We start from the raw sequence: 25,310 nt of genomic DNA, 5'->3' as shown, positions 1-25,310 counted from the left end.
AATACCGGCCTCGCACGCTGGGCGCATGGCCCGCACCGAGACGTCCACCCACTGCCCGTACTGCGCGCTCCAGTGCGGGATGAAGCTGCGACCGGTCACCGACGGCGGGGTGGTCGAGGTCGTGGAGCGTACCGGGTTCCCCGTCAACCGGGGTGCCCTGTGCGGCAAGGGGCGCACCGCGCCCGCCGTGCTCGCCTCCGGGGTGCGGCTCACGGGGCCCCTCGTCCGGGACGCGGGCGGTGAGCTGGCCCCGGCGAGCTGGGACGAGGCGCTGGGCAGGGTCGCGGACGGGCTGCGCGGGACACGGGCTGAGCACGGCGCGGACGCCGTGGGGGTCTTCGGCGGGGGCGGGCTCACCAACGAGAAGGCGTACGCGCTCGGGAAGTTCGCCCGGGTGGTGCTCGGGACCTCGCAGATCGACTACAACGGCCGCTTCTGCATGTCGTCGGCGGCCGCCGCGCACCAGCGCGCGTTCGGCCTCGACCGGGGGCTGCCGTTCCCGCTGGAGGACATCCCCCGCACCGGATGCGTGATCCTGGTCGGTTCGAACCTCGCGGAGACGATGCCGCCCGCGCTGCGCTATCTGACCGAGCTGCGGGAGAACGGCGGCCGGCTGATCGTCGTCGATCCGCGCCGGACCAGGACCGCCGAGCAGGCTGACCTGCATCTGGCGCCGCGTCCCGGCACCGATCTGGCGCTCGCGCTCGGGATGCTGCACCTGGTGGTGGCGGAGGGCCGGGTGGACGAGGAGTTCGTCCGCACCCGGACGAACGGCTGGGACGAGGCCCGGGCGGGTGCGATGGCGCACTGGCCGGAACTGGTGGAGCGCCTCACCGGGGTGTCCGTGCCGCGGCTGCGCGAGGCCGTGGAGATGTTCTGCGGGGCGGAGGACGGGATGGTGCTCACCGCGCGGGGCCCCGAGCAGCAGGCCAAGGGCACGGACACGGTCGGCGCGTGGATCAACTTCTGTCTGGCCACCGGCCGGGCGGGCCGCCCGCTGTCCGGCTACGGCTGCCTGACCGGGCAGGGCAACGGCCAGGGCGGGCGGGAGCACGGCCAGAAGGCGGACCAGCTGCCCGGGTACCGCAAGCTCACGGATCCTGCGGCCCGCCGCCATGTGGCCGGGGTGTGGGGGGTCGACCCCGACTCCCTGCCGGGGCCGGGCCGAAGCGCGTACGAGCTGCTGGACGCACTGGGGCGGGATGTGCGGTCGCTGCTGGTCATGGGGTCCAACCCGGTCGTGTCGGCGCCCCACGCGGGGCACGTCGAGGAGCGGCTGAGGTCGCTGGACTTCCTGGCGGTCGCGGACGTCGTGCTGTCGGAGACGGCGGAGCTGGCCGACGTGGTGCTGCCGGTGACGCAGTGGGCGGAGGAGAGCGGGACGACGACCAGCCTGGAGGGCCGGGTGCTGCTGCGGCAGCGGGCGGTCACTCCCCCGCCCGGGGTGCGCAGCGACCTGGAGGTGCTGCACGCGCTGGCCGGGCTGCTGGGGCACGGGAAGGGCTTCCCGGCCGATCCGGAGGAGGTCTTCGACGAGCTGCGCCGGGCGTCGGCGGGCGGCCCCGCCGACTACGCGGGGATCACCTACGCCCGGATCGCGGCCGAGGACGGGGTGTTCTGGCCCTGCCCGGACGAGGACCACGCGGGGACTCCGCGGCTGTTCCTGGAGCGGTTCGCGACGGACGACGGGCGGGCGCGGTTCGTCCCGGTGACGCACCGGGCCGCCGCCGAGGAGACGGACGCGGAGTACCCGGTGGTACTGACGACCGGCCGGGTCGTGTCCCAGTACCAGTCGGGGGCGCAGACCCGCCGGGTGGCCGAGCTGAACGCCGCCGCGCCGGGGCCGTTCGTGGAGCTGCATCCCCGGCTCGCGGAGCGGATCGGGGTGGCCGAGGGCGAGGATGTCGCCGTCACCTCCCGGCGGGGGCGGGCGGTGGCACCGGCGCGGATCACCGTGGGGATCCGTCAGGACACCGTGTTCATGCCGTTCCACTGGCCGGGCGCGGGCCGGGCCAACTCCCTGACCAACCCGGCGCTCGACCCGGTCTCCCGGATGCCGGAGTTCAAGGTGTGCGCGGTGCGCGTGGAGGCCGCCGGCTGAGCCAGTCGCCGCCCGGCACGGGTGTGCCGCCGGTGCGCAGCGAACGGGTGACGGCAGCCGCGGCGAGGTAGACCCAGGCCCGGACGGGTTCACCGGGGGCGTCGGGCGGCAGCACGGGTACGGCCCGGCGGGCCACCCTCTCGTACAGGTTGCGCGGGTGCTCCGGTCCCAGGTACTGCTCGAGGCCGTCGAGCAGCCCGAGCAGTTCCTCGTACGCCCCGGGCGCCGCGGTGACCAGGGCGCCGCGGACGGTGCCGTGGCCCTCGATCGCGTACGGGTAGCCGGGGCCCTCGTAGAGGAGGGCCCCCGGCAGGACCGCGGGACGTTCCTCGCGGGTGCGGCCGCGGAGGAACCGGTCGTGGTTGGGCTCGCCCGGCAGCAGCGTGCCGTACACGAAGAAGGGCAGCGGGGCGTCCGTCACAGCGTCGCCGTGGGCGCCGTTTCGGCGGTCACCCAGGCGAGGTAGCGCTCGCTGCCGCGTACGACGGGCGTCGCGATGATCTCCGGCGTCGCGTAGTCGTGCGCCGCGACGAGGTGGGCCTCCAGCCCGTCGTAGCGCGCGGACGTCGTCTTGAACAGCACCTGCCACTCCTCGGCCGTCTCGACCGCGTCCTGCCAGCGGTAGACGGAGGTGACGGGGGCCGAGATCTGGGCGCAGGCGGCGAGCCGCGCCTCCACCGCGTCCCGGGCCAGGACGCGGGCCTTCTCCTCGCTGTCCGTGGTGGTCAGTACGGTCAGCCATGCGGGCTCGGTCATCCCGGCTCTCCCTGCTGTCGGCGTATCGGCGTCTCTGCGTATCGGCGTCCGTGGCCCCTCGATTGTGGGCCCACGGAGCGTCAGGCGCCGTACGGGTGACGGGCCCTGGCCTCCCTGAGGGCACGGCCCCACCAGACCAGCTGGTCGAGCATCCGCTTGGCGGCGCCGTCCGCCTGGGCCGGGTCCGTGAGCTCGCCCAGGTCGTCGAAGAGGGCGCCCGCGTTGTGGAAGGAGACGGTGTCGCGCACGGAGACGGCGTGCAGTTCGGCGAAGACCTGGCGCAGGTGCTCGACGGCCCGCAGGCCGCCGGAGACCCCGCCGTACGACACGAACGCGACGGGCCGGGCCTGCCATTCGGCGAAGTGCCGGTCGATGAGGTGCTTCAGCGGGGCCGGGTAGGAGTGGTTGTACTCGGGGGTCAGCACGACGAAGGCGTCGGCGCGTGCCAGCCGCGCGGTCGCCTCGGCGGCCCCGGTGCCGGGCGGCTCGGTGTCGGCGACGTCGATCAGTTCGGTCTCGATGTCCGGGTGTCCGGCCGCCCGCCTGAGGAACCACGCGGCGACGACGGGCCCGAAGCGGCCTTCGCGGTTGCTGCCGAGGATGACGGCCACCTTCAGCGGGGCGTCGGACGGGGTGGGGGCAGAGGTTTCGGTGTCCATGCACCGAAGACTCACACCTCGACCGGGCTTGAGGTCAAGGGCGGTGGCGCGAAGCCTACGCTGGAGACCATGACGACCTCCGTACCGGACCTCCACGTCGAGTTCGACGGGCACCCCGCCACCGAGGAGGATCTGCGGATCCCGGCCTTCGCCGGGTACGGCCACTTCACCGCGATGCAGGTCAGGGACCGCGCGGTGCGCGGGCTCGCCCTCCATCTGGACCGCCTGGACTCCGCGAGCCGGGAGCTGTTCGGAGCCCCGCTGGACGGGGAGCGCGTGCGGGGGCTGATCGGGCACGCGCTGGACAGCACCGGGGCCCGCGACGCGTCGGTGCGGGTGCACGGCTACCTGCCGCCGACCGGCACGGCGACGGTGACCATGGTGACGGTGCGGGAGCCGGCGCGCATGGACGGGGCGCCGCGGAGCCTGATGTCGGTCCCGTTCTCGCGCTCCGTACCGCACATCAAACGTCCTGGAGAATTCGGCCAGATCTACTACGGTCGGCAGGCCGGGCGGGCGGGCTTCGACGAGGCGCTCCTCACCTCGCCCGGGGGCATGGTGACCGAGGGCGCGATCACCAACATCGGCTTCTGGGACGGCACCTCGGTGGTCTGGCCGGACGCCCCGGCACTGGCCGGGATCACCATGTCGCTGCTGGAGCGGGGGCTGGCGCGGACGGGCCGGCCCTCGGTGCGGCGCGGGGTGACCCTGGAGGGGGCGGGCGCCTACCGGGCGGCGTTCGTCACCAACTCGCAGGGCATCGCGCCGGTCCACCGGATCGACGACACCGCCTTCGCGGTCGACACGGACCTGATGGAGCTGCTCGCCCGGGTGTACGAGGAGACTCCCGGCGAGCCCGTCTGACGTCGCCGGCGTACGCGACGATGGGGCGCATGCAGATCCACATCGAGGCATCGGACCTCCCCGGCCGCACCTGCGGGCCCGACACCGACTTCGCCGGTTTCGACAACGTCCACGTCGGCGTGCAGCGCAAGGACCGTCCCGGGGAACTCCTCGGCCTGCATCCCGGCGACGCGGCCCGCGCCTCCTGGACCCTGGACTGCACCGCCGTGTCCACCACGGAGGGCGTCGAGGTGTCGGGGCCGTACATCCAGAACCGGCTCGGGGGGCGCTTCGTCCATCTGTCCTGGGGCACCGTCGACGACTCCGGCGTCTTCACCATGTTCCGGCGGGCCAAGCTGATGATGAGCGACATCGACCCGGAGGTCCTCCGGGCCGCGGCACGGACGGGGCACCTCACGGCGCGGCTGCGCCTGAGCGACGACCTGGGCAGGCCGAAGTGTGCCCGGGTGCGCCCGCCGGACATCAGCTGGTCGGCGATCAGGAGCGCGCCGGGGGCCTGAGGGGCGGGAGCCGGGGCGGTGGGGCCCGAGGGGGCGGGCGGCGGAAGTCCGGGAGACGGCAGACATGACACCGCCCTCACCGGTCCCGGGGGGGTGGGCCGGTGAGGGCAGTTGCCATGGGAGCGGCCGGGGGGCTGCCGTCCCGTGGGGGGGGTAGAGACCGTTTGCCCGACCACCCCGAGGGGCATTCCTGTGACCTGCGTCACTTGGCCTGAAAGGCGCGAGGTCACCCGATCGGCACCGGCCGGGCATCGCGGTCCCGGCCACCGTCGCGACCTGCGCGGGCCGGGCGGACGGACGCACCCCGTCAGGTCCGTACGGGTGAAAGCTGACGGCGCGTCAGCATGCGGGCGGCCGGTCCGGCCCGTTACCTCGAAGGCAGGACACATCCGTCTGCCCGGAGGATTCCCATGCGCAGCCCCGCCCGCCTCGTGACCGGTACCGCCGCCGCGGCCCTCACCGCCGCAGCGCTCGGCCTCGCCATCCCGTCGGCCCACGCGGACGGGCTCGGCGGGCCGGAGCCCACGGTGGCGACGGCGGCGCCCGACCCGGCGGACTGCGGCTCCGCGGACACCGCCCCGGCGGTCACCTGCGACAGCGGCGGGGTGGCGGCCGACGACCCGGGAGGGACCGAGGACGGCGTGGACCCGCCGGCGGGTCTCGGGGCCGAGGATCCGGACGCCCTCGACGGGCCGGACCCGGCAGGCGAGCCGGGGGCACCGGACGATCCGGCGGCGGAGTCGGAGCTCTCCTGGCCGCGGACCGAGGAGGGCGGCACGGGGACCGGGGACGAGGCCGGAGCGGTCCAGCGGCCCGGAACCGGGACGGGAACCCGGCCCGCACCTCCCTCGGAGACCGCCCCCGGATCCGCCGAGCCGCCCGTGCCCCCGGGGCACAGGCCCACGCCCACAGCCGGCCCCAGCCGGCCCTCCGGGCACGTGGGGACGGGCGTCGGCGGCAGTGCGGCCCCCGACACCGCCCAGCTCGCCACGGGCGCGGGCCTGGTCGCGGCGGCGGCCGTGGCCGGTGTCCTGCTGCTGCGCCGCAGCCGCCGCGCGTACGGCACGCGCCGCTGAGAGCGGCCGGGCGGAGGGCGGGACGTGGACAGGGCGACACTCAGGGCCAGGGCCTGGCTGGTGGGGATCGCCGCGTTGTGCGGGACCTGGCTGGTGCACAACGGGGCGGCGGTCCGGACCGAAGCCCCCCAGCCGTCCGCCGCCGAGGCCTTCACCGCCGGTGCCGGACCGCGGCCGGCCACCCGGGCCGCCGATCCGCTGCGCCCCTCCGTCCCGGTCAGGATCCGTATCGCGGCCATCGGTGTGGACGCGCCCATGACCGGCCTCGGGCTGGGCCCGGACGGCAGCCTCGACGCACCGCCCGAGGGGGACCGCAACCTCACCGGCTGGTACGAGGGCGGCACCCCGCCCGGCACCAGGGGCACGGCTGTAGTCGCGGGCCATGTCGACGACGCCGAAGGGCCGTCGGTGTTCTACTCCCTCGGGTCCCTCAAGAAGGGGGCCGAGGTCGAGGTCGACCGCCGGGACGGCCGCACCGCCGTGTTCGCGGTCGACGCGGTCGAGGTGTACGAGAACGACACGTTCCCGGACGAGCGGGTCTACGGCGCCACCCCGGACGCCTCGCTGCGGCTGATCACCTGCGGCGGCGGGTACACACGGGAGACCGGCTACCAGGGCAACGTGGTGGTGTACGCCCACCTCACCGGGGTGCGCTGACCGGCCCGGCCACCGGACGGACCGGGCAGGCGCCGGTCAGGCGTTCCACTGGTCGAAGCCGAGCTTGGCGACCAGCGAGAACACCACGACCAGCAGCACCCCGCGGACGAAGTCGCTGCCCTTCCGGAGAGCCATCCGCGCCCCGAGCATCGCGCCCGCGAGATTGAATACCGCCATCAGCGCGGCCAGCTGCCACAGGACGGTCCCCTGGTAGGCGAACATCGCCAGCGCGCCGGCGTTGGTGCAGACGTTCACGATCTTGGCGTTGGCGGACGCGGTGACCAGGTCGAGGTGGAGCACGGCGGTCAGCGCCAGCACCAGGAAGGTACCCGTACCGGGTCCGAACAGCCCGTCGTAGAAGCCGATACCACCGCCGACCAGCACGATCGCGGTGACCGTGCGGGCCCTGGTGACCTTCTCGCCGGCGCCGTCACCGGCCGCCGCCGTGCCGAAGGACGGCCGCAGCATCACGAAGGCGGCGACCGCGAGCAGCACCACCATGATCACCGGGCGCAGCACGTCGCTGCTGATGCCGGCCGCGAAGAACGCGCCGGTCATCGATCCCGCGAGCGCCATGAGTCCGATGCGTACGGCGGTCCCCACCCGCACCGGCGCCTTGCGCAGGTAGGTGACGGCAGCGCCGGACGTGCCGACGATGGCGACCGCCTTGTTGGTGCCGAGGACGTGCGCGGCCGGTACGTGCGGAAGCCCCAGCAGCAGGGCGGGCAGGAGGAGGAGCCCGCCGCCGCCCACCACCGCGTCGATCCAGCCGGCCGCCGCCGCGGCCAGACAGAGGACGACCAGGGTGGTGAGGGTGATCTCAGGCATGCTCGCGACTAAAGCAGATGGTGGGTACACCGTCCAAACGGCGGTGTACCGGCGCCCTCACAGACGGCGCCGGGACGCGCTGAGCGCAAGGTTCCTCCCGGGAAACAGGAGGGATGCGGTCGGGTAACACCCGCCGCGCACTCTCGACGGCATGAGGACACAGTCGGAGAACACGGCGCGGGTGGTGGTGATCGGCGCCGGGATGGCGGGCGCGCGGCTCGCCGCCCGGGTGCCCGGTGTCACCGTCGTCGGCGAGGAGCCGCACGCACCGTACAACAGGGTGCTGCTCGCCGAGGTGCTCGCGGGCCGGTACGAGCCGGACGTCATCGCCCTGCCGCCCGCCGAGGTGCGGCGCGGGGTGCGTGTCGTGCGGATCGACCGGGCGGAGCGCCGGGTGCTCTGCGACGACGGCGGCGTCATCGGCTACGGGCGCCTGGTGCTGGCCACCGGCTCCAACCCGGTGCTGCCGCCGCTGCGGGGCCTCGGCCGCACGCTGCCGGACGGGGTGCATCCGTTCCGCACCCTCGACGACTGCCTGGCCCTGCGCGCCGCGGTGCGCCCCGGTGTGCGCGCCGTCGTCATCGGCGGCGGGCTCCTCGGGGTGTCGGCGGCCCGCGCCCTGGCGGAGTGCGGCGCCCAGGTGGTGCTGGCCCAGCAGGGCGAGCACCTCATGGAGCGGCAACTGGACGCCGAGGCCGCCGGGATGCTGCGCCGCCACCTGGAGGCCCTCGGGGTCGAGGTGCACACCGAGTGCCGGGTCCGCGGACTGCGCTGCACCGACGGGGACACCCCGGCGGTGCGGGCCGTGGAACTCGCCGACGGCTACGAGCTGGAGGCCGAGCTCACCGTGCTGGCGTGCGGCGTCCGCCCCAGGACGGGGCTGGCGAAGGCCGCAGGGCTCGAGGTCCGCAAGGGCGTCGTCGTGGACGACGAGCTGCGCACCTCGGACCCGTACATCCACGCGGTCGGCGACTGCGCCGAGCACGACGGGACGGTCTACGGGCTGGCGGGCGCCGCGCTCGACCAGGCCGACGTCCTGGCCGAGGTCCTGGCCGGGCGTCCGGCCGGCTACGGGGGTACCAGGGCCCTGACACGGCTCACCCTGCGGTCCCCCTCCGTCGCGCCCGCGCCGTCCGGAGCCGCCGTCGCCTCCGGGACGTCGGGAGGTCTCGACCTGGCCGCCTTCGGCGACTCCCGCCCGATGCCCGGCGACGACGTGGTCCGGCTGGCCGACGCCACCCGGGGCGCGTACCGCACGGTCGTCGTCCGGGGCGACCGGCTGGCGGGCGGGGTGCTGTTCGGCGACCTCGCCGCGGTCGGCACCCTCGCCCGGACCTGGCAGGACGACGAGCCCCTCCCCGCCGACATGTCCCTGCTCCACCTGCTCACCAACGACGGAGGCTTCTGATGCCGGTGTCCACTCCCCCGACCGCCCTCACCGCGGGCGTGCCGACGATCGTGGTCGTCGGGCACGGCATGGTCGGTCAGCGGTTCCTGGAAGCGCTCGCCGACCGCGGCCTGACCCCCGCGGCGGGTACCGCCCGGGTCGTCGTGCTCTGCGAGGAGCCCCGCCCCGCGTACGACCGCGTCCAGCTGACCTCGTACTTCTCCGGGAGGACGCCGGAGGACCTCTCGCTCGTCGAGCCCGGATTCATGGAGCGCCACGGCATCGAGCTGCGCGTCGGCGACCCGGCGGAGAGCGTCGACCGTGAGGCGCGCACCGTCACCGCGCGCTCCGGGGAGACGTTCTCCTACGACACGCTGGTGCTGGCCACCGGCTCGTACCCCTTCGTGCCGCCGGTCCCCGGCAAGGACGCCGAGGGCTGCTTCGTCTACCGCACCATCGAGGACCTCCTCGCGATCGAGGAGTACGCGAGGAACGCGCGGACCGGCGCGGTCGTCGGCGGCGGGCTGCTCGGCCTGGAGGCCGCGGGCGCGTTGAAGGGACTCGGACTCGACACGCACGTCGTGGAGTTCGCGCCCCGGCTGATGCCCGTCCAGGTGGACGAGGGCGGCGGCGCGGCGCTGCTGCGCACCATCGAGAACATGGGCCTGACCGTCCACACCGGTGTCGGCACCCAGGAGGTCACCGCGGGCGAGGACGGCCGGGTCGACGGCATGTGTCTGTCGGACGGTTCCTCGCTGGAGACCGACCTGGTCGTCTTCTCCGCCGGTGTGCGCCCCCGGGACCAGCTGGCCCGCGACTGCGGTCTGGCGGTCGGCCCGCGCGGCGGCATCGTCGTCGACGAGGAGTGCCGCACCTCGGACAGCGCCGTCTTCGCGATCGGCGAGTGCGCGCTCGCGTCGGACGGCCGGGTCTACGGACTGGTGGCGCCCGGCTACGAGATGGCGCTGGCGGTCGCCGAGGTGATCGCGGGCAACGCGGCCTCGTTCACGGGCGCCGACCTCTCCACGAAGCTGAAGCTGCTGGGTGTCGACGTCGCCTCCTTCGGCGACGCGCACGGCGCTGCCGAGGGCTGTCTCGACGTCGTGTACGCGGACTCCCGCTCGGGTCTCTACAAGAAGCTGGTGATCGGCCAGGACGGCACGCTGCTCGGCGGTGTGCTGGTCGGTGACGCCGACCAGTACGGCACGCTGCGGCCGATGACCGGCACGGTCCTGCCCGTCGCACCCGAGCAGCTGGTGCTGCCGGCCGGTGCGGGCGGCCCGGTCACCCTCGGTCCGTCCTCGCTGCCCGACGACGCCGTGATCTGCTCCTGCCACAACGTCACCAAGGGCGCGATCTGCGAGCACACCACACTGCCCGAGGTGAAGAAGTGCACCAAGGCCGGCACAGGGTGCGGAAGTTGCGTCAAGGTCATCGGACAGCTGCTGCCCCAGCCCGCGGACCAGGGGCTGTGCGGCTGCTTCGAGTACACCCGCAGTGAGCTGTACGAGATCGTCCGCACCCTCGGTGTCACGACGTACGCCGGACTCCTCGACTCGCACGGCCGCGAGCAGGCCCGCGGAGGCGACGGCTGCGAGGTCTGCAAGCCCACGGTCGGCTCGATCATCGCCTCGCTGGCCCCGACGGTCGGTGCGAGCGGGTACGTCCTGGACGGCGAGCAGGCCGCCCTGCAGGACACCAACGACCACTTCCTGGCCAACCTCCAGCGCAACGGCTCGTACTCCGTCGTGCCGCGCATCCCCGGCGGTGAGATCACCCCGGAGAAGCTGATCGTGATCGGCGAGGTGGCCCGGGACTTCGGCCTCTACACCAAGATCACCGGCGGCCAGCGGATCGACCTCTTCGGCGCCCGCGTCGACCAGCTGCCGCTGATCTGGACGCGCCTGGTGGACGCGGGCTTCGAGTCCGGGCACGCCTACGGGAAGTCCCTGCGCACGGTCAAGTCCTGCGTGGGGCAGACCTGGTGCCGCTACGGGGTCCAGGACTCCGTGAAGATGGCGATCGACCTGGAGCTGCGCTACCGGGGGCTGCGTTCCCCGCACAAGCTGAAGTCGGCGGTCTCCGGCTGCGCCCGGGAGTGCGCGGAGGCCCGCGGCAAGGACTTCGGGATCATCGCCACGGCGCAGGGCTGGAACCTCTACGTGGGCGGCAACGGCGGCGCGACGCCGCGCCACGCGGACCTGCTCGCCCAGGACCTGTCCGACGCCGAACTGGTCCGTCTCATCGACCGCTTCCTCATGTTCTACATCCGCACGGCGGACCGTCTGGAGCGCACCTCGACCTGGCTGGACCGGATCGAGGGCGGCCTGGACCACGTCCGCGACGTCGTCGTGCACGACTCGCTGGGCCTCTGCGACGAGCTGGAGCGGCTGATGGCCGACCACGTCGGCGGCTACCGCGACGAGTGGGCCGCGACCATCGGCGACCCGGAGCGGCTGAGGCGCTTCGTGACCTTCGTGAACGCCCCCGACGCACCCGACCCCTCGGTCAAGTTCGTCCCCGAGCGGGACCAGGTCAAGCCCGACCTCGACATCCTCGCGGGCCCGGTGCTCGCCATCCGCACGCTTGAAGGGACTTCCTCCTGATGACGACGCAGACGCTCGAAACGGCGCAGGACACCCGGACGATCCGGCTCGCCGACGGGGACGGCTGGTTCACGGTCTGCGACCGCGAGCTGCTGACCCCGGGGCGCGGTGTGGCCGCGCTCCTCCCGGACGGCCGTCAGGTCGCCCTGTTCGTGGACCGGTCGGGGCGGGTGCACGCGATCGACAACCGTGACCCCTTCACCGGCGCGTACGTCCTCTCCCGCGGCCTGGTCGGATCGGCCGGGGGCCGGCCGTTCGTCGCGTCGCCGCTGCTGAAGCAGCGCTTCGACCTGGAGACGGGGGCCTGCCTGGACGACGACGAGGTCTCCGTGCCGGTCTTCGCGGTCCGCGCGGACTGATCCCACCCTGTTCATGACACGTTGGAGCTCCGGCAACCACGCGCCTCTACTGTCCTGACGTTCGACCCGCCGGGCCGACCGGACCGGCGGGCCAGCACGTCACCCGTGGAGTGATCGTGGAACGTCGGACCTTCTTGCGCACAGCGGTGATCGGCACCTCGGCGGCGGCCTTCGGCGGCACCCTGTGGCGGGGTGCCGCCTTCGCGGACCCCGCCCAGCCGGCCACCGGCCCCTACGGCGCGCTGCAGGCGGCGAACAGCAACGGCATCCTGCTGCCGAGCGGCTTCACCAGCAGGATCGTCGCCCGTTCGGGACAGGCCGTCCCCGGCACCTCGTACACCTGGCACAGCGCGCCCGACGGCGGGGCCACCTTCACCGACGACGGCGGCTGGATCTACGTCTCCAACGCCGAGGTGTCCTCGGGCAGCGGCGGCGGGGCGAGCGCGGTGCGCTTCAACTCCTCGGGGACCGTCACCTCGGCCTACCGGATCCTGTCCGGCACGAACAACAACTGCGCCGGCGGCAGGACTCCGTGGAACACCTGGCTCTCCTGCGAGGAGGTGACCCGCGGCTTCGTGTACGAGACGGACCCGTGGGGAGTGAACGCGGCCGTCCAGCGCCCCGCGATGGGCCGGTTCAAGCACGAGGCGGCGGCCGCGGACCCCGACCACGGCTACGTCTACCTCACCGAGGACGAGACGGACGGGCGCTTCTACCGCTTCCGTCCCACCACCTGGGGCAACCTGTCCTCCGGCACGCTCCAGGTACTGGTCGCGGGAACCGGCACCTCGGGCCCGGTGACCTGGACGACCGTCCCCGACCCGGACGGTTCGCCCACCCAGACCCGCTACCAGGTCTCCGGCGCCAAGGTGTTCAACGGCGGTGAGGGCTGCTTCTACGCGGCGGGCACCTGCTGGTTCACCACGAAGGGCGACAACAGGGTGTGGGCGTACGACGCGAACGCCTCGTCGCTCTCGCTCGTCTACGACGACTCGCTCGTCACGGGCGGCAGCGCCCCGCTGACCGGCGTGGACAACGTCACCCGTGCCGCCTCGGGCGACCTGTACGTCGCGGAGGACGGCGGGAACATGGAGATCTGCCTGATCACCCCGGACGACACCGTCGCCCCGTTCCTGCGGATCAGCGGCCAGTCCGGCTCCGAGATCACCGGCCCGGCCTTCTCCCCGGACGGCCGCCGGCTCTACTTCTCCTCGCAGCGCGGCACCGCCGGAAGCTCGTCCGGGGGTATCACCTACGAGGTCACGGGGCCGTTCCGCTCCTGATCCGCCCTGGGGCGGCGGTCGCGGGGCCGGCTCCGCGACCGCCGCCCCGCCGTGCGTCAGGCCTGTCCCGCGACCGCCGCGGGGTCCATCCAGACGACCTCCCAGATGTGACCGTCCGGGTCCTGGAAGGAGCGGCCGTACATGAAGCCCTCGTCCATGGGGTCGTTGGCGGGCGACCCGCCGTTGGCCAGTGCCGCGTCCGCCAGCTCGTCGACCTTCTCGCGGCTGTCCGCGCTCAGGGCGATCAGGACCTCGGTCGTCCTGGAGGCGTCGGCGATCTCCTTCCTGGTGAAGTCCTTGAAGCGCGGCTCGGTGATGAGCATGGCGAAGATGGTGTCGCTGATGACGAGACAGGCCGTCGTCTCGTCGCTGAACTGCGGGTTGAAGCCGAACCCGAGCTCCGCGAAGAAGTTCTTCGTCGTCCCGAGGTCCTTGACGGGCAGGTTCACGAAGATCATCTGAGGCTGAGGCATGATGTCCCACTCTTCCGTCCGGCACTCTGCGGTGCTCCCGCGCGCTCCGTGCGAGCGCTTACGAGGGGTAGACGGCCGGCGCCCCCGGAACTCATCGCCGGCGAGCGTCCGCCGGACGGAATTCCGGCATTCCGCGCCCGTACCCGGTGCTACCGGGGGGAACTGGGCGTGGTCGCGGTGCCGGGGGTCCGCCGACATGGTGCGGCGGAACGCCGTGCGTACGGTCGAGGAGGCGCACCGCAGGATGCTCGTGGACCTGATGGGCCGCTGCGGCCCCGACTCCTTGCTCGTCGACCGCCGGCCCGACGGGGCGGGAACTGACCGTGCGCTCAGCCACGGCGCTCCGTCGGAGCGGGGCGAGCGCCGTGGCTGAGCGGGATTCCCGGGGCGACGGGCTCCCGGGCGGCGGGCTCGAGTTCTCCGACTTCTGCACGGCTTACCGCCCGTCACTCGTGGCCCTGGGCGGGGCGAACGGCCTGGTCGCCGCGTACGTGGGGTTTCCCCGACTGCTCACGGGCGCCTACGTCCGGCTGTTCCGCTGGATCGTCCAGCCGGTGCGACGGCGCCAGGAGCTGGAGGCGGACGCGGCGGCAGCGGAGGTCTGCGACGCCCCGCAGCGCGCCGAAGCCCTCGTCCGGCAGGCCACGGAAGCGGCTGCCGGAAGCGGAGGGCGACGCCGACCCGTTGGACCTCCTGGCCCGGGCACTCCTGGCGCTGGTCTGCTCCGGGCTCGGGGAGCACAACGGCTCCCAGGCCGAGCTGAGAGCGCTGGTGAGGGAGACGGTGCGGGAACCGGGTCGGATTCCGGTCTCACGCTCTTCCTGGGCGTTCCGGGGCTGCCGGGGGCATGCCGACGGACCCGTTCCGACGATGCGTTTCCCCGCCCCGGTCACGAGGTGACGCCGGGGTGCGCCCCACCGGGCGGGACGCACCCTCAGGGCACCGCGATCGGGGCTCCGCCCCTGATCAGGGCGGCGCCCAGGGGCGTCAAGGTGTGCAGGACCGAGCTGCCGTGGCGCAGGGTGCGGACCAGCCCGGCCTCGCGCAGCACACAGGCGTGCTGGCTCGCCGAGGCCAGGGAGACCCCGGTCCTGCGGGCCAGCTCGCTCGTCGTGCAGCCGTTGTCTATGGACCGCAGGACCGCCGAGCGGGTGTGTCCCACCAGCCGGCCCAGCCAGGGGCCGGGCTCCGGGACGGCCGGGGCACCCGGGTGGGTGACCGGGTAGACGAGGACGGGCGGGAGCGCGGGGTCGCGACAGACGACGGGAGTGGTCCGGCAGAAGAACGAGGGCTGCAGGAGCAGCCCCCGTCCGTCCAGTCTCAGCTCCCGGTCGACGGGGTAGTCCGCCTCCAGCACGGGGGCACGCCAGCGGATCATCGGCGGCAGGGTGGCCAGGAGTTCGTCCGCGCCGCCGTCCAGCAGGGCACGGCCCCGGACGGCGCGGTCGGCCTCGACGCTCGCCCGGATGTGCGGCCAGTACGGCTCCACCGCGGCACGGTGGTAGGCGCGCAGAGTGGAGATGAGACGCCCCAGCGGCTCCGTGCGCCCCTCGGCGAGCGCCTCCGGCAGCGCGGGCCCGGCCGGGGGTCGGGAGGGCGGCCTGCGCGTGAGGGAGGCCTGTGCCGTCAGCAGCCCGATCTCGGCACGGATCCGGTCCACCGGGGTGTCGCGCAGCGCCTCCATTCCGGCGTCCAGTCCGAATGGCTCCGCACTCCCCTGAGAAGGTGTCAGGAAGTCGGGGAAATAGCCGCGGGGTGGAACGACGGTGGACAGCAGGCGTGCTTCACCATTCAACCTGGTTCGGGATTCCTTCCGCCATTTCCCGAACACGGTGGAACCCCGCCGGTCCCTCAGCCGGTGGAAACTGAGAATGGTTTCCCACATCGCGTCCGGCCTCGTGGCCATCCGCACGCGCGAAAGGTCCACCCCGGACACATGGATACGCAGCACCGAACCCCCACCTGTTGCACCCGCAATTGCCCCCGCCGTAGCGTATGCGCGGCGTCACAGGAGGTCACCACGGGGTTTCGGCCACAGTTGAAATGTCTCGCCCGTATCCCTGCCACCCGAAAAGCTGTACGACGTCGGGTGCGTTACCGGAGTCACCGAAGAGCGGGTGAGGGCCGTGGGGGGCTTTGCCCGTTCGGCGGCGGTGAACGATGGTGCGGCTCCGCACCCGGCAGGGGTAAGCGGGTGCGGTCCGGGGGTGGGGATCCCCGGGCCGCACCCAGGCCGCACGTCCCCGATTTGCGCACCGAACGGTGAAAAGCCAACCACTTCGAATGGTTCGCCATTCAATTGACGAAGCGGCGGCACCCCCGCACAGGGTGCCGCCGCTTCCGGGTAATCCGGGCCCGCCGTCGGATCCCGGTGAGGGTCTCTGTGATCCGACGGCGGTATCCGGAGTCGTGACGATCGCTGGGAGCTGAACTCAGCGGCTGTCGCTGCCCCGCGATTCGGCGGCGGCGCGGCCCGCTTCGAGCCGGGCGACCGGAATGCGGAACGGCGAGCAGGAGACGTAGTCCAGGCCCACCTCGTGGAAGAAGTGCACCGACTCGGGGTCCCCGCCGTGCTCGCCGCAGATGCCGAGCTTGAGGTCCGGGCGGGTGGCCCGGCCCGCTTCCACCGCACTGCGCACGAGGGCGCCGACGCCGTCCTTGTCGATCGTCTCGAACGGCGACACCCCGAAGATGCCCTTCTCCAGGTACGCGGTGAAGAACGAGGCCTCCACGTCGTCGCGGGAGAAGCCCCACACCGTCTGGGTGAGGTCGTTGGTGCCGAACGAGAAGAACTGGGCGGCCTCGGCGATCTGACCGGCGGTCAGGGCGGCACGGGGCAGCTCGATCATGGTGCCGATGGTGAGCCTCAGTTCCGTACCGGTGGCCGCCTCGACCTCGGCGATCACCTGGTCCGCCTCCTCGCGGACGATCTCCAGCTCCTGGACCGTGCCGACGAGCGGAATCATGATCTCGGCGCGCGGGTCGCCCTTCGCGTTCTTGCGGTGTGCGGCCGCCTCCGCGATCGCACGTACCTGCATCGCGAACAGCCCCGGGATGACCAGGCCGAGACGGACACCGCGCAGCCCCAGCATCGGGTTCTGCTCGTGGAGCTTGTGCACGGCCTGCAGGAGTCGCAGGTCGTTCTCGTTGGCGTCCTTGCGGGACTCGGCCAGCGCGACCCGCACGGAGAGCTCGGTGATGTCGGGCAGGAACTCGTGCAGCGGCGGGTCGAGCAGCCGGACGGTGACGGGCAGGCCGTCCATCGACTCGAAGAGCTCGATGAAGTCGGCCTTCTGGAGCGGCAGCAGGGCGTCCAGCGCGGCCTCGCGCTCGCCGTCGGTGTCCGCGAGGATCAGCTTCTCGACCATCTCGCGGCGCTCACCGAGGAACATGTGCTCGGTGCGGCACAGGCCGATGCCCTGGGCACCGAAGCGACGGGCCCGCGAGGCGTCCTCGGCGTTGTCCGCGTTCGCCCGTACCCGCAGCCGGCGTACCCGGTCGGCGTACGCCATGATCCGGTGCACGGCGGCGACGAGCTCGTCGGCGTCGTCGGCGCCCGCGTGCATGCGGCCCTCGAAGTACTCGACGACCGGGGACGGCACGACCGGCACCTCGCCGAGGTACACCTTGCCGGTGGATCCGTCGACGGAGACGAGGTCCCCCTCCTCCACGACGGTGTCCCCGACCGTCAGCCGGCGGCGCTTGGTGTCGACCTCGATCTCCTCGGCGCCGCAGACACAGGTCTTGCCCATGCCGCGGGCGACGACGGCGGCGTGCGAGGTCTTGCCGCCGCGCGAGGTCAGGATGCCCTCGGCGGCGATCATCCCGTCGAGGTCGTCGGGGTTGGTCTCCCGGCGGATCAGGATGACCTTCTCGCCCGACCGCGACCACTTGACGGCGGTGTACGAGTCGAAGACGGCCTTGCCCACGGCCGCACCCGGCGAGGCGGCGATGCCGCGGCCCAGCAGCACGCTGGCGGCGCCGTGGTCGAAGCGCGGGAACATCAGCTGCGCGAGCTGGGCCCCGTTGACCCGCTGGAGCGCCTCGGCCTCGTCGATGAGCCCCTGGTCGACGAGCTGGGTGGCGATGCGGAAGGCGGCGCCGGCGGTGCGCTTGCCGACCCGGGTCTGGAGCATCCAGAGCTGGCCGCGCTCGATGGTGAACTCGATGTCGCAGAGATCCTTGTAGTGGGTCTCCAGCGTCTCCATGATCTTCATCAGCTGGTCGTACGACGCCTTGTCGATCGACTCCAGCTCGGCGAGCGGCACCGTGTTGCGGATGCCCGCGACGACGTCCTCGCCCTGGGCGTTCTGGAGGTAGTCGCCGTAGACACCCTGGTGGCCGCTGGCCGGGTCACGGGTGAAGGCGACCCCGGTGCCGGAGTCGGGGCCGAGGTTGCCGAAGACCATCGAGCAGATGTTGACGGCCGTGCCGAGGTCGCCGGGGATGCGCTCCTGGCGGCGGTAGAGCTTGGCCCGGTCGGTGTTCCACGAGTCGAAGACCGCGTTTATGGCCAGGTCCATCTGCTCGCGCGGGTCCTGCGGGAAGTCCCGCCCGGCGTCCCGGGTGACGATCTTCTTGAACTGCTTGACCAGCTTCTTCAGGTCGGCCGCGTCCAGGTCCACGTCGACCGTGACGCCCTTGGCCTCCTTCGCGGCCTCCAGCGCCTCCTCGAAGAGGTCGCCGTCGACCCCCAGCACGGTCTTGCCGAACATCTGGATGAGACGACGGTAGGAGTCCCAGGCGAAGCGCTCGTCACCCGCCTGCGCGGCGAGGCCGACGACCGAGGCGTCGGAGAGCCCGATGTTGAGGACCGTGTCCATCATGCCGGGCATCGAGAACTTCGCACCGGAGCGGACGGAGACCAGCAGCGGGTCGTCGGCCTGGCCGAGGTTCTTGCCCATCCGCTTCTCGAGCGCGTCGAGGTGCGCACTGACCTCGTCGCGCAGCTCCGCCGGCTCGTCACCGCTGTCGAGGTAGACCTTGCAGGCCTCGGTGGTGATCGTGAAGCCCGGAGGGACGGGCAGCCCGAGGTTGGTCATCTCGGCGAGGTTGGCACCCTTGCCGCCCAGAAGGTCTTTCAGATCCTTGTTGCCCTCGGTGAAGTCGTAGACGAACTTCTGGGGACCTTTGTTTTCCGACACGGGTCTCGACTCCTCGAGGACGCGGTGGCTGCCCTGACGGCGAGGAACATACCCAGATCGAAGGTGTCGCGGTACGGCCACTTGCGCGTCGCGAGGGCTCAACCACCCGTCCGCCAGCAGATCGAAAGTAACGGGCCGGTAGCCCTCGACAGGGCGGTGCCTTCACCTCTTGAAATCAATATCACCGACAGTGCATCACGAACCTCACTCTCGCAACTCACCGCAACGGATGGCTTGATCGATCAAAGTAAACCTGCCTGGCACCCAGTGCCGTCATTTGAGAAGTACACCCTCCCTTGAAGCGCTCATCTGAGCCAAACACACCTCAGAGGTGGCGAGAATCACGCTGCATCGCCCGCTCAGATGTCACCATCCGGACGACGTCGGGACAACGGCAGGTCACCAGGGAGCAACGCAGCGTTCGCGGAGCACCTCCGACCGCTGCCCGGGGAGCCCCTGAACGCGGGCTCGGCGTCGAATCGGTCAGCGACGGGGCCCATTCGACGAGAAAAGCCCGCTCATATGAGCGGTCCACTCGAAGGGCACTCGGTGCCCTGAGACAGCGGGCTGGGTGCTCAGCCGCCCGAGGTGTCCAGCTCCGCGTCGGCGCTCACGCCCGCGCAGTCGTACGGGTCCTTCAGCCAGCCGTCCGGCAGTGCCACCCGGTTGTTTCCGGAGGTGCGCCCCCGGGGTCCGTCCGCGCCGTCCGGCCAGGGCTGGTCCAGGTCGAGCTCCTGGAGCTGCGTGCCCAGCTCCTCCAGCGAGGAGGTGACCGCGAGCTTCCTGCGCATGTCCGAGCCGACCGCGAAGCCCTTGAGGTACCAGGCGACGTGCTTGCGGAAGTCGATCACGCCCCGGCTCTCGTCGCCGATCCACTCCCCCAGCAGCGTCGCGTGGCGCAGCATGACGTCCGCGACCTGGCGCAGGACGGGCGCCTGCCGCGTCCCCGTGCCCTCGAAGGCGCTGACCAGATCACCGAAGAGCCAGGGGCGCCCCAGGCAGCCGCGCCCCACGACGACACCGTCGCAGCCGGTCTCACGCATCATCCGCAGGGCGTCGTCGGCGCTCCAGATGTCGCCGTTGCCGAGGACGGGGATCTCGGGGACGTGCTCCTTGAGGCGCGCGATGGCGTCCCAGTCGGCCGTGCCGCCGTAGTGCTGGGCGGTGGTCCTGCCGTGCAGGGCGACGGCCGTGACGCCCTCCTCGACGGCGATGCGGCCCGCGTCGAGGTAGGTGGTGTGGTCGTCGTCGATGCCCTTGCGCATCTTGATGGTGACCGGGAGGTCGCCCGCCTGCGCGACCGCCTCACGGAGGATCGCGCGCAGGAGCGGCCTCTTGTACGGCAGGGCGGACCCACCGCCCTTGCGGGTGACCTTGGGGACGGGGCAGCCGAAGTTCAGGTCGATGTGGTCGGCCAGGTCCTCGTCGACGATCATGCGCACCGCCTTGCCGACGGTGACCGGGTCCACTCCGTACAGCTGGATCGAGCGCGGCGTCTCGCTCGCGTCGAAGTGGATGAGCTGCATGGTCTTCTCGTTGCGCTCGACCAGCGCCCGCGTGGTGATCATCTCGCTGACGAACAGCCCCTTGCCGCCCGAGAACTCGCGGCACAGGGTACGGAAGGGCGCGTTGGTGATGCCGGCCATGGGCGCGAGCACGACCGGCGGCTGCACGGTGTGCGGGCCGATCCGGAGCAGCGGGAGGGCGGGGGCGAGCGTGGTCATGGCCCCATTGTCCCGCACCCGCGCGATGGCCCGGAGACCGCCCGCCCGGGCCCTCCGGAGGCCGCGTACGGGGCCGCCTGCCGGGGGCCCCGGAGAGCCCGCCCGTGCGGCTGCCCGCTCAGGCGTCCGCGAGGGCCGACTCCATGAGCCGTTCGAGCCCCAGCCGGGACTCCTCGTCGGAGGGGACGTACGTCACCAGACGCGGGCCCGCCGAGGGGCCCAGCCACAGGTCGGTGTGTTCGAGCCTGAGCACCCCCACCCGGGAGTTGCGGAAGACCTTGGTGCGGTTCGCGGGCCCGACGACCTCGTGCCGTGCCCAGACCTCACCGAACTCGGGCGAGGCCGCCTCCAGCCGCGCCAGCAGTGCCTTCCAGGCCGGCTCGGCCAGGTGTTCCGCCATCGACGCGCGGAACTTGGCGGCCATCGTCCGGTGCACACCGGGCAGATCGACGACGGAGGCGCGCCAGTCCTCGTTGACGTAGGCGAGCAGCATGCAGTTGCGGTCCTCGGGCGCGACGTCGTCCAGGTCGCACAGCAGCCTGCCGTAGGTGCGGTTGTAGGCGAGGATGTCGTACCTGCTGTTCTGGATGCAGGCCGGGAAGGGTTCCAGGCGCGTGAGCATCTCCTGGAAGGCCGGGGTCACGCCCGCGCAGTCGGAGCCCGGAGCGGGGTCCACTGCCCCGGCGAGGGCGAAGAGGTGGGTCCGCTCGCTGCGGTCGAGCAGCAGGGCGCGGGCCAGCGAGTCGAGGACCTGCGGCGAGACCTGGATGTCGCGTGCCTGTTCCAGCCACGTGTACCAGGTGACGCCGACGGCCGAGAGCTGCGCGACCTCCTCGCGGCGCAGGCCCGGGGTGCGTCTGCGGGGCCCTCGGGGCAGCCCGACCTGCTCGGGCGTGATCCGCTCACGACGGCTGCGGAGGAAGCCGGCGAGCTCGCTGCGCCGGACGTCCGTCCCGGACACCTCGGTCTGCGTGGTCGTCATGCTCCCAGCCTGCCGAACGTCCCGGCGTATCGCCAGGTGCTCCTGGTACCAGGATGAAGAGACTCTGGTACCAGGCTGGGTACCGGTCCAGAGTCGGTGGGGTGAGTGAATCATCCGTACTGACGAAAACCTCCGCCACGGGCACCCCCGTGGCGCGCCACGACCACCCCGCCCCGGTGCTCGGCGGGCTCGGGCTGTTCACGGTGCTGATCGGCGCGGCACTGCCGCTCGTCGACTTCTTCATCGTGAACGTCGCCCTGCCCACCATCGACCACGACCTGGCCGCGGGCCCCGCGCTGCTCGAACTGGTCGTCGCCGGCTACGGCCTCGCGTACGCCGTGCTGCTCGTCCTCGGCGGACGCCTCGGCGACATGGCGGGGCGGCGCAGACTCTTCCTCGTCGGCATGGCCGCCTTCGGCCTCACCTCCCTCGCCTGCGGGCTGGCGCCGGACGCCTGGACCCTGGTGGGCGCGCGCGTGGCCCAGGGCGCCGCTGCCGCGCTCATGCTGCCGCAGGTGCTCGCCACCATCCAGGCGTCCACGGCGGGCCCGCGCAGGGCACGGGCCATGAGCCTGTACGGGGCGACCGCCGGGCTCTCCATGGTCGCCGGGCAGATCCTCGGCGGTGTCCTGGTCTCCGCAGCCCCGCTGTCCTCGGTCCTCGGCGAGAGCGCCGGCTGGCGGTCGGTGTTCCTGGTGAACGTCCCGGTGGCGGTGGTGGGGCTGGTCCTGGCCGTCCGCTCGGTGCCGGAGAGCCGCTCGGACCGCCCGGCGCCCGTCGACGTACCGGGCACGCTCCTGCTGGCCCTCTCGCTGGTCACGCTGCTCGCCCCGCTGACGGAGGGACGGGCCGCGGGCTGGCCGCTGTGGACCTGGGTGTCCCTGGGCCTGTTCCCGTTCGCCGCGGTGGCCTTCTACCGGGTCGAGCGGCGGGCCGACGCCCGGGGGCGGGTCCCGCTGGTGCCGCCGAGCCTGCTGCGGCTGGAGTCGCTGCGGCGCGGCCTCGTCCTGGTGGTGCCGTTCTCGGTCGGCTTCGGCGGCTTCATGTTCGTGATCGCGGTGGCCCTCCAGCAGGGTCTGGAGATGGGTCCGGCCGCGGCGGGACTGTCCCTGGCCCCGATGGCCGCGGCCTTCTTCGCCGCGTCGCTGGCCGGCCCCCGGCTGGTCCGGCGCTTCGGCAGCCGGGTGGTGACGGCCGGCGGGGTGATCCAGGGTGTGGGTGTCGTGGTGCTGGCACTGACCGTGTGGCACGGCTGGCCGGACCTCGGGCTGCTGGGGCTGCTGCCGGGCTTCGCGGTCGCGGGACTCGGACAGGGCCTGCAACTGCCGGTCCTGATGCGGATCGTGCTGTCCGACGTGCCGGCCGAGCGGGCCGGGGTGGGCGGCGGCGTGATGACGACGACCCAGCAGGCGTCCCTGGCGCTCGGGGTCGCCACGCTGGGGACGCTGTTCCTGTCCGTGGCGTCCGGTGCGGGGATGCGGGACGCGCTGATCGTGACGCTGCTGGTGCAGCTCGCGGCCGTCGTCCTGACGACTCTGCTGAGTCTGCGGCTGCCCCGCACGGTGCGGTGAGGGGGACGGATACGGGCTCGGGCCCGGATCACGAGGTGATCCGGGCCCGAGCCGTGCGGGTCGTGCGAGGAGGTCAGCTCCCGGCAGGTGCGTCCTGCGCCGGGGCGTCCTGCGCCGGAGCGGCCTCCGCGGCGGCGGCGCGCTCACGCATCATGCGCACCAGCTCCTGCTTCCGGTCCTCGGCGACCTTGCGGTCCTTGTCGCGCGCGGGGCCCGCGCCCTGTCGTTCGGCGGCGGACAGCTTCTTGCGCTGCCCGCCCACGCCGAGAAGGTTGTTGCGGCTCTTTGCCACGGCGTTCTCCCGTTCATGGTGAGGAAGTGAGGATGACGTGTCGTGTATCGATCCGATGGGCGACGGGCGGTCGGGCCCGTCGCGCGCTCACTCGTAGATCTGGAAGAACGAGGACATGACGAAAAGGTACCCCGGCCGCCGAGGTACCTCATCCGGTTTTTCGGGCCACGCCCCGGCCGGGCCGCGGCGCCGGTTCAGGCGGTCGGGTCGATCGTGGCCTGGTGGGCCTCGGTCAGGTGCTCCTCGGCCTTCAGCCAGGGCAGGAACTGCGCGCCCTTGCGCCACCCGCAGGTCTCGCAGGTCAGCTGCCGCCGCGTCCCCGACTTCCTTACCTGGACGACGTGTTCACGGCCGTGCCGGTCCCATCTGCTGACCTTGCTCGTGGTCATGGACGGCATCCCGGGCCTCCCTGTGGACGGGTGCGCCCAGTGTGCACGAGGCCCCCGGTTCCGCGCGGCGGAACCGGGGGCCTCGTACGGACGGCGGGTGCGGTCAGCAGCCCAGCAGACGGGAGCCGAGGTAGCTCTGGATCTGGTCCAGGGAGACGCGCTCCTGCTTCATGGTGTCGCGCTCGCGCACGGTCACCGCGTTGTCGTCGAGGGTGTCGAAGTCGACGGTGACGCAGAACGGCGTACCGATCTCGTCCTGACGGCGGTAACGGCGGCCGATGGCACCGGCGTCGTCGAACTCGATGTTCCAGTTCTGCCGCAGGTCGGCGGCGAGGCCCTTGGCCTTCGGCGAGAGCTGCGGGTTGCGGGACAGCGGGAGGACGGCGACCTTGACCGGCGCGAGGCGCGGGTCCAGACGCATGACGGCGCGCTTCTCCATGACGCCCTTGGCATTGGGCGCCTCGTCCTCGCTGTAGGCGTCGAGGAGGAAGGCCAGCATCGAGCGGCCGACACCGGCCGCGGGCTCGATGACGTACGGCGTGTAGCGCTCGCCCTTCTCCTGGTCGTAGTAGAAGAGGTCGGTGCCGGAGGCCTCGGAGTGCGCCTTGAGGTCGTAGTCGGTGCGGTTCGCGACGCCCTCGAGCTCGCCCCACTCGCTGCCGCCGAAGCGGAAGCGGTACTCGATGTCGGCGGTGCGCTTGGAGTAGTGGGAGAGCTTCTCCTGCGGGTGCTCGAACCACCGCATGTTCTCCTCGCGCAGGCCGAGACCGGTGTACCAGTTCCAGCGCTGCTCCATCCAGTACTCCTGCCACTGCTCGTCCTCGCCCGGCTTGACGAAGAACTCCATCTCCATCTGCTCGAACTCGCGCGTGCGGAAGATGAAGTTGCCCGGAGTGATCTCGTTCCGGAAGGACTTGCCCATCTGCGCGATGCCGAACGGCGGCTTCTTGCGCGAGGTCTGCTGCACCTGGCCGAAGTTGGTGAAGATGCCCTGGGCGGTCTCGGGGCGCAGGTAGGCGACCGAGCCGGTGTCCTGGGTGGGGCCGAGGTGGGTGGAGAGCAGACCAGAGAACGCCTTGGGCTCGGTGAAGGTGCCCTTGTTGCCGCAGTTGGGGCAGTTGAGGTCGGCCAGGCCGTTGACGGGCGGCTTGCCGTGCTTCTCCTCGTACGCCTCCTCCAGGTGGTCCGCGCGGTAGCGCTTGTGGCAGGAGGTGCACTCGGTGAGCGGGTCGGAGAAGGTGGCGACGTGGCCGGAGGCGACCCAGACCTCGGGGGCCAGGATGACCGACGAGTCGATGCCGACCACGTCCTCGCGCGCGGTCACCATGTAGCGCCACCACTGGCGCTTGAGGTTCTCCTTCAGCTCGACGCCCAGCGGCCCGTAGTCCCAGGCGGCCCGCTGGCCGCCGTAGATCTCACTGCAGGGGTAGACGAAGCCACGGCGCTTGCTCAGGCTGACGATGGTGTCGATCTTGTCGGCGGCCACGGTGCTCTCTTCATTACGACGGCGAAATTGGACAGGGGCGGCGCGGAGCGCCTCGCTGGGGGCTGTACGCGAGACGGGCGGGCGAATGCACCAGATTACCGGCGGGCGCACCCCTTGGATCAAATCGGTGGGGCGCATCGCGGTCACCACGTTCGGATCCGGGCATCTCATCA

The 25,310-nt window shown here is 72.2% G+C and carries 24 protein-coding genes; 11 read left to right on the top strand and 13 right to left on the bottom strand.

Annotation, left to right across the window (positions count from 1 at the left end; translation table 11 throughout):
- The first annotated feature begins 25 nt into the window (after nucleotides 1-25).
- Complete coding sequence (locus IA22_RS0102575; RefSeq protein WP_015577075.1) at nucleotides 26-2,101, top strand: molybdopterin oxidoreductase family protein; 2,076 nt, start codon at nucleotides 26-28, stop codon at nucleotides 2,099-2,101.
- On the opposite strand, the gene IA22_RS0102570 is transcribed toward IA22_RS0102575, so the two are convergent.
- From IA22_RS0102570 to IA22_RS0102560, 3 genes are all read right to left on the bottom strand, one after another.
- Nucleotides 2,064-2,522, bottom strand: a complete 459-nt coding sequence (locus tag IA22_RS0102570; protein WP_014156397.1) for a gamma-glutamylcyclotransferase family protein — start codon at nucleotides 2,520-2,522, stop codon at nucleotides 2,064-2,066. The genes IA22_RS0102575 and IA22_RS0102570 overlap by 38 nt on opposite strands.
- Entirely contained in the window at nucleotides 2,519-2,857 is a 339-nt protein-coding gene (cutA, locus tag IA22_RS0102565; RefSeq protein ID WP_030122616.1) for a divalent-cation tolerance protein CutA, read from the bottom strand. Before cutA ends, IA22_RS0102570 begins: the two co-directional genes overlap by 4 nt.
- An 80-nt stretch (nucleotides 2,858-2,937) precedes the next feature.
- Nucleotides 2,938-3,516, bottom strand: coding sequence for an NADPH-dependent FMN reductase (locus IA22_RS0102560; RefSeq protein ID WP_014156395.1), 579 nt, complete (start codon nucleotides 3,514-3,516; stop codon nucleotides 2,938-2,940).
- Nucleotides 3,517-3,585: 69 nt separating this feature from the next.
- Here IA22_RS0102560 and IA22_RS0102555 point away from each other — a divergent pair, with 69 nt between their 5' ends.
- The 4 genes from IA22_RS0102555 (at nucleotide 3,586) to IA22_RS0102540 (ending at nucleotide 6,613) form a co-directional block, all read left to right on the top strand.
- Nucleotides 3,586-4,380: an aminotransferase class IV family protein gene (locus IA22_RS0102555; RefSeq protein ID WP_014156394.1), complete on the top strand. Its 795-nt coding sequence runs from the start codon at nucleotides 3,586-3,588 to the stop codon at nucleotides 4,378-4,380.
- Nucleotides 4,381-4,409: 29 nt separating this feature from the next.
- Nucleotides 4,410-4,880, top strand: a complete 471-nt coding sequence (locus tag IA22_RS0102550; protein ID WP_015577077.1) for a DUF5990 family protein — start codon at nucleotides 4,410-4,412, stop codon at nucleotides 4,878-4,880.
- A 410-nt stretch (nucleotides 4,881-5,290) separates the two neighbouring features.
- Nucleotides 5,291-5,956, top strand: coding sequence for a hypothetical protein (locus IA22_RS0102545; protein WP_030122615.1), 666 nt, complete (start codon nucleotides 5,291-5,293; stop codon nucleotides 5,954-5,956).
- 24 nt (nucleotides 5,957-5,980) lie between these two features.
- Nucleotides 5,981-6,613 (top strand): class F sortase, encoded by a 633-nt coding sequence (locus IA22_RS0102540; RefSeq protein ID WP_014156391.1) that lies wholly within the window; start codon nucleotides 5,981-5,983, stop codon nucleotides 6,611-6,613.
- A 36-nt stretch (nucleotides 6,614-6,649) separates the two neighbouring features.
- On the opposite strand, the gene IA22_RS0102535 is transcribed toward IA22_RS0102540, so the two are convergent.
- Complete coding sequence (locus tag IA22_RS0102535) at nucleotides 6,650-7,441, bottom strand: sulfite exporter TauE/SafE family protein (protein WP_014156390.1); 792 nt, start codon at nucleotides 7,439-7,441, stop codon at nucleotides 6,650-6,652.
- Between the two features lie 151 nt (nucleotides 7,442-7,592).
- Between IA22_RS0102535 and IA22_RS0102530 the strand changes: the two genes are divergently transcribed.
- The 4 genes from IA22_RS0102530 to IA22_RS0102515 all read left to right on the top strand — a co-directional run bounded on the left by IA22_RS0102530 (nucleotide 7,593) and on the right by IA22_RS0102515 (nucleotide 13,076).
- Nucleotides 7,593-8,849 (top strand): NAD(P)/FAD-dependent oxidoreductase, encoded by a 1,257-nt coding sequence (locus IA22_RS0102530; RefSeq protein ID WP_030122614.1) that lies wholly within the window; start codon nucleotides 7,593-7,595, stop codon nucleotides 8,847-8,849.
- The gene (nirB, locus tag IA22_RS0102525; protein ID WP_030122613.1) at nucleotides 8,849-11,434 is read left to right on the top strand and encodes a nitrite reductase large subunit NirB; all 2,586 of its coding nucleotides are present in this window, start codon (nucleotides 8,849-8,851) and stop codon (nucleotides 11,432-11,434) included. Before IA22_RS0102530 ends, nirB begins: the two co-directional genes overlap by 1 nt.
- Nucleotides 11,434-11,793 (top strand): nitrite reductase small subunit NirD, encoded by a 360-nt coding sequence (gene nirD, locus IA22_RS0102520; RefSeq protein ID WP_014156387.1) that lies wholly within the window; start codon nucleotides 11,434-11,436, stop codon nucleotides 11,791-11,793. The genes nirB and nirD overlap by 1 nt, the downstream gene beginning before the upstream one ends.
- Nucleotides 11,794-11,909: 116 nt before the next feature.
- The gene (locus IA22_RS0102515; RefSeq protein WP_030122612.1) at nucleotides 11,910-13,076 is read left to right on the top strand and encodes an alkaline phosphatase PhoX; all 1,167 of its coding nucleotides are present in this window, start codon (nucleotides 11,910-11,912) and stop codon (nucleotides 13,074-13,076) included.
- A gap of 56 nt (nucleotides 13,077-13,132) precedes the next feature.
- Here the strand turns inward: IA22_RS0102515 and IA22_RS0102510 are convergent, their stop codons facing one another.
- A complete protein-coding gene (locus tag IA22_RS0102510) occupies nucleotides 13,133-13,549 on the bottom strand; it encodes a VOC family protein (RefSeq protein ID WP_030122611.1) in 417 nt (138 codons plus the stop codon).
- Nucleotides 13,550-13,745: 196 nt separating this feature from the next.
- On the opposite strand from IA22_RS0102510, the gene IA22_RS36740 reads away from it, so the two are divergent.
- Nucleotides 13,746-13,922, top strand: coding sequence for a hypothetical protein (locus IA22_RS36740; protein ID WP_157840917.1), 177 nt, complete (start codon nucleotides 13,746-13,748; stop codon nucleotides 13,920-13,922).
- A 73-nt stretch (nucleotides 13,923-13,995) separates the two neighbouring features.
- Here the strand turns inward: IA22_RS36740 and IA22_RS36735 are convergent, their stop codons facing one another.
- From IA22_RS36735 to IA22_RS0102480, 5 genes are all read right to left on the bottom strand, one after another.
- A complete protein-coding gene (locus IA22_RS36735; RefSeq protein WP_157840916.1) occupies nucleotides 13,996-14,292 on the bottom strand; it encodes a hypothetical protein in 297 nt (98 codons plus the stop codon).
- A 191-nt stretch (nucleotides 14,293-14,483) separates the two neighbouring features.
- Nucleotides 14,484-15,500: an ArsR/SmtB family transcription factor gene (locus IA22_RS0102495; RefSeq protein ID WP_014156384.1), complete on the bottom strand. Its 1,017-nt coding sequence runs from the start codon at nucleotides 15,498-15,500 to the stop codon at nucleotides 14,484-14,486.
- A gap of 481 nt (nucleotides 15,501-15,981) precedes the next feature.
- The gene (gene ppdK / locus IA22_RS0102490; RefSeq protein WP_030122609.1) at nucleotides 15,982-18,693 is read right to left on the bottom strand and encodes a pyruvate, phosphate dikinase; all 2,712 of its coding nucleotides are present in this window, start codon (nucleotides 18,691-18,693) and stop codon (nucleotides 15,982-15,984) included.
- A gap of 575 nt (nucleotides 18,694-19,268) precedes the next feature.
- A complete protein-coding gene (gene dusB, locus IA22_RS0102485) occupies nucleotides 19,269-20,417 on the bottom strand; it encodes a tRNA dihydrouridine synthase DusB (protein ID WP_014156382.1) in 1,149 nt (382 codons plus the stop codon).
- Nucleotides 20,418-20,535: 118 nt separating this feature from the next.
- Nucleotides 20,536-21,399 (bottom strand): helix-turn-helix transcriptional regulator, encoded by an 864-nt coding sequence (locus IA22_RS0102480; protein WP_030122608.1) that lies wholly within the window; start codon nucleotides 21,397-21,399, stop codon nucleotides 20,536-20,538.
- A 53-nt stretch (nucleotides 21,400-21,452) separates the two neighbouring features.
- On the opposite strand from IA22_RS0102480, the gene IA22_RS0102475 reads away from it, so the two are divergent.
- Entirely contained in the window at nucleotides 21,453-22,970 is a 1,518-nt protein-coding gene (locus IA22_RS0102475) for an MFS transporter (RefSeq protein WP_202435992.1), read from the top strand.
- Between the two features lie 73 nt (nucleotides 22,971-23,043).
- On the opposite strand, the gene IA22_RS0102470 is transcribed toward IA22_RS0102475, so the two are convergent.
- From IA22_RS0102470 to IA22_RS0102460, 3 genes are all read right to left on the bottom strand, one after another.
- Entirely contained in the window at nucleotides 23,044-23,262 is a 219-nt protein-coding gene (locus IA22_RS0102470) for a DUF6243 family protein (RefSeq protein ID WP_030122606.1), read from the bottom strand.
- A 194-nt stretch (nucleotides 23,263-23,456) separates the two neighbouring features.
- On the bottom strand, nucleotides 23,457-23,660 hold the full coding sequence (locus IA22_RS0102465; protein ID WP_030122605.1) for a hypothetical protein: 204 nt from the start codon (nucleotides 23,658-23,660) through the stop codon (nucleotides 23,457-23,459).
- A 94-nt stretch (nucleotides 23,661-23,754) separates the two neighbouring features.
- Nucleotides 23,755-25,137, bottom strand: coding sequence for a glycine--tRNA ligase (locus IA22_RS0102460; RefSeq protein ID WP_014156377.1), 1,383 nt, complete (start codon nucleotides 25,135-25,137; stop codon nucleotides 23,755-23,757).
- Nucleotides 25,138-25,310: the final 173 nt, after the last annotated feature.

This window comes from Kitasatospora papulosa, from assembly GCF_000717245.1.
GTDB lineage: Bacteria > Actinomycetota > Actinomycetes > Streptomycetales > Streptomycetaceae > Streptomyces > Streptomyces papulosus.
The sequence above is the reverse complement of the archived record's forward strand: the minus strand, read 5'-3'. Positions and strand labels throughout refer to the sequence as shown.

Excerpts from the sequence above, each read along its gene's own strand:
- IA22_RS0102530 (WP_030122614.1), top strand. The coding sequence starts at position 7,593 with ATGAGGACACAGTCGGAGAACACGGCGCGGGTGGTGGTGATCGGCGCC.
- dusB (WP_014156382.1), bottom strand. The coding sequence starts at position 20,417 with ATGACCACGCTCGCCCCCGCCCTCCCGCTGCTCCGGATCGGCCCGCAC.
- IA22_RS36740 (WP_157840917.1), top strand. The coding sequence starts at position 13,746 with ATGGTGCGGCGGAACGCCGTGCGTACGGTCGAGGAGGCGCACCGCAGG.
- IA22_RS0102550 (WP_015577077.1), top strand. The coding sequence starts at position 4,410 with ATGCAGATCCACATCGAGGCATCGGACCTCCCCGGCCGCACCTGCGGG.
- IA22_RS0102545 (WP_030122615.1), top strand. The coding sequence starts at position 5,291 with ATGCGCAGCCCCGCCCGCCTCGTGACCGGTACCGCCGCCGCGGCCCTC.
- IA22_RS0102535 (WP_014156390.1), bottom strand. The coding sequence starts at position 7,441 with ATGCCTGAGATCACCCTCACCACCCTGGTCGTCCTCTGTCTGGCCGCG.
- IA22_RS0102555 (WP_014156394.1), top strand. The coding sequence starts at position 3,586 with ATGACGACCTCCGTACCGGACCTCCACGTCGAGTTCGACGGGCACCCC.
- nirB (WP_030122613.1), top strand. The coding sequence starts at position 8,849 with ATGCCGGTGTCCACTCCCCCGACCGCCCTCACCGCGGGCGTGCCGACG.
- nirD (WP_014156387.1), top strand. The coding sequence starts at position 11,434 with ATGACGACGCAGACGCTCGAAACGGCGCAGGACACCCGGACGATCCGG.
- IA22_RS0102560 (WP_014156395.1), bottom strand. The coding sequence starts at position 3,516 with ATGGACACCGAAACCTCTGCCCCCACCCCGTCCGACGCCCCGCTGAAG.
- IA22_RS0102575 (WP_015577075.1), top strand. The coding sequence starts at position 26 with ATGGCCCGCACCGAGACGTCCACCCACTGCCCGTACTGCGCGCTCCAG.
- IA22_RS0102510 (WP_030122611.1), bottom strand. The coding sequence starts at position 13,549 with ATGCCTCAGCCTCAGATGATCTTCGTGAACCTGCCCGTCAAGGACCTC.
- IA22_RS0102480 (WP_030122608.1), bottom strand. The coding sequence starts at position 21,399 with ATGACGACCACGCAGACCGAGGTGTCCGGGACGGACGTCCGGCGCAGC.
- cutA (WP_030122616.1), bottom strand. The coding sequence starts at position 2,857 with ATGACCGAGCCCGCATGGCTGACCGTACTGACCACCACGGACAGCGAG.
- IA22_RS0102475 (WP_202435992.1), top strand. The coding sequence starts at position 21,453 with ATGAAGAGACTCTGGTACCAGGCTGGGTACCGGTCCAGAGTCGGTGGG.
- IA22_RS0102465 (WP_030122605.1), bottom strand. The coding sequence starts at position 23,660 with ATGCCGTCCATGACCACGAGCAAGGTCAGCAGATGGGACCGGCACGGC.